This is a genomic window from Aeromonas sp. QDB23 (assembly GCF_027707745.1).
In the GTDB taxonomy this organism is placed as follows: Bacteria; Pseudomonadota; Gammaproteobacteria; order Enterobacterales; family Aeromonadaceae; genus Aeromonas; species Aeromonas allosaccharophila.
The window spans coordinates 1-2192 of sequence record NZ_JAPCJA010000132.1 but is presented as its reverse complement, the minus strand read 5'-3'; the positions used below and the strand labels follow the sequence as shown (position 1 = coordinate 2192).

The following is a 2192-nucleotide window of genomic DNA, read 5'->3' as shown; positions in this document are numbered from 1 at the left end:
AGGCAGCCTGTCAAGGTATTCGAAGAGTACCGTCAGGCGGCATAGGCGAGTGTCGCACTTCGAAGTTGAATTCGCGTTCTCGCTTCTGACTATATGCCTTTGGTTGGCAATTTACGAAAGTTAAAACGATTCGTTAATGCAATGATCTTAATGCAAATTGAGAAAACAGACTTGGGGAGAACAGATTTCAATAACAAGGATCTTATCAATCTTATATTGTTACACCTTAATTATCCTGGTTTGTTTAGACGTATTTATGTAGAAGAGACTGAAGGTAGAAGTGGCTCATTTTCAGTTCAGCAAGATCCCAAAAACAAAGGCTTTATAAATTCAAGTGCTTTTTCAGAATTGAAAGAGAACTTGCCAAGGTCTGCTCGATTTTTATTATCGCAGTTATTTGATGTGAGTAATGTGGACATTGGTTTTAGCAGTGATATCGATGAAGCTGAACGCCGAACCAGAGCATGTTTTAATAGTAGTGGCTTTAGAAATTTAGAGGCATATCTAAAACTCATTGTTCGGTTTGCAACACCCGAACCACAACAGACATTTATTCTTTACCAAAAAGCAGTTGCACGGGTTAAAAATGGTTCGTTGATTACGTCAATACTAACACTACCGGATTTTGAGTTGACCAATGGAGAATATTCTCATGATCAATTTTGGCGTGTTTTAGTCAACCAATCTCATGAACTCACAAACACGCAGGCAGCAGATGCGATAAGTACGCTTATTGCGTACATACCACATTACTCAATGTTCAATAATAATGATCAGGGCTTGCGTCAGCGTTCAATTTACTCTTTATTGCGATTGCTAGATAGTGTCGGTTGGGGCAGTGGGTCTGGACGGCGGCTATCAAATACTTCTGAAAATGTCATAGAGATTGCGTGGCGATTATTTGGGGAAAATAGCTATCAAGGTAATGGCATACTGCGGAAGCTTATAAGTTCTGAACGTGGTGCTCTTGGTTGGTATGACCTTATGATATTTAGGCTAGAGTGCTCATCTGATCGTGGTGGCCAATTATATAATTTGCAAAAAGCACTTATTGTTCATCAGGATAATAATGCACCTACATCAGGGGTTGTAAGAGATCTTGCTTTGATGGAAATGAGAAAATTATCACAGGAGGTCTTCTTTCTCTTCAAGCAGACTTATATCGATCAACAGAAAAACTTCTTTTCAGAAGTCAATGATGTGCCAGTGGATGTTTATCTTGGTTCGGCTTACTATAAATTTATAGAAGAGGCATTACAAGACCCAACATTAGCAGAAGAGAACTCACTCGCTCGAAGAGTTGCTATTACACGTAATATCGTAAAAATATTCGTTATATATCAACTTAGTAACTCAAATCCTCCTGATGGTTCAGGCGTAGGTTGTGGGTATTATGATGAGAGCGGGAGTGGGGATAATGGTGGAATAGCTCGGTTAGTGAACAACTACGTATTTGATATATGCTTCAATCCTGATAACGATGAAAGAAATATATTCTTATTCCTTGATCACTGTTTGTCACACCTAAGCAGTACTTTTTTCTTGGGTAGGGATGACGATGGCTATATTGCAACCAGAGAAACAATTTCAGGTGGTTTGGATCCAATAGCGATGGGGAATTATTGGGTTAAAAATCGCGAGCTGATCCGAGGACTTAAGTTAAATACTAGCGAGAGATGTGTTTTTACATCAAATTATACAGCCTTCTATCGTGATGATCTTGATGGAGTATTCGCAGTGCTTGATGAACTGGCGGCTGAATGTTCTACGTCATGATTGATTACTCGTTACAGTACCGTAGGGTGCAATGAATTTGCACCCTACCTGTTTCGTCCATTCGCTGGGGTGGTGTGGCTAAGCGCCATGCCTTGCCAAGGCAACAAAAGGGGCGATCTGCGCCCCGAATTCTTTATAATGCCCCCCCTTTAAAACCACCGGACGCAGGTTCGGCGCGAGCTGATGGCGGGCTACGCCATCAGGCAGATCATCAGGATTGAGAAACGGTTATGCATACTCTGGAACAGCTGCGTGCGGGTGAACTGTGCGGTGCCCGCCATTTGAAGCTCTCTGAAAATCTCGCGGTTTTCCCCCACGAGATTTTGAGCCTGAAAGAGACGTAACCGTTCACCGGGACGGTGTTGACAGCACCAACTCCTCCGGGAACGGGTAGTCGGTTTTCTCGATGCAGGACC

At 42.2% G+C, this 2192-nt stretch carries 2 protein-coding genes; one reads left to right on the top strand and one right to left on the bottom strand.

All coding sequences use genetic code 11. The features are described 5' to 3' along the window. Positions 1-150 precede the first annotated feature (150 nt). Positions 151-1776: a hypothetical protein gene (locus PG888_RS22745; protein WP_270816048.1), complete on the top strand. Its 1626-nt coding sequence runs from the start codon at positions 151-153 to the stop codon at positions 1774-1776. 191 nt (positions 1777-1967) lie between these two features. Here the strand turns inward: PG888_RS22745 and PG888_RS22740 are convergent. Further along, the coding region (locus tag PG888_RS22740; protein ID WP_270694442.1) for a hypothetical protein at positions 1968-2192 on the bottom strand (225 nt) is incomplete at its 5' end.

Coding starts and splice junctions, on each gene's coding strand:
- PG888_RS22745 (WP_270816048.1), top strand. CDS start 151: ATGCAAATTGAGAAAACAGACTTGGGGAGAACAGATTTCAATAACAAG.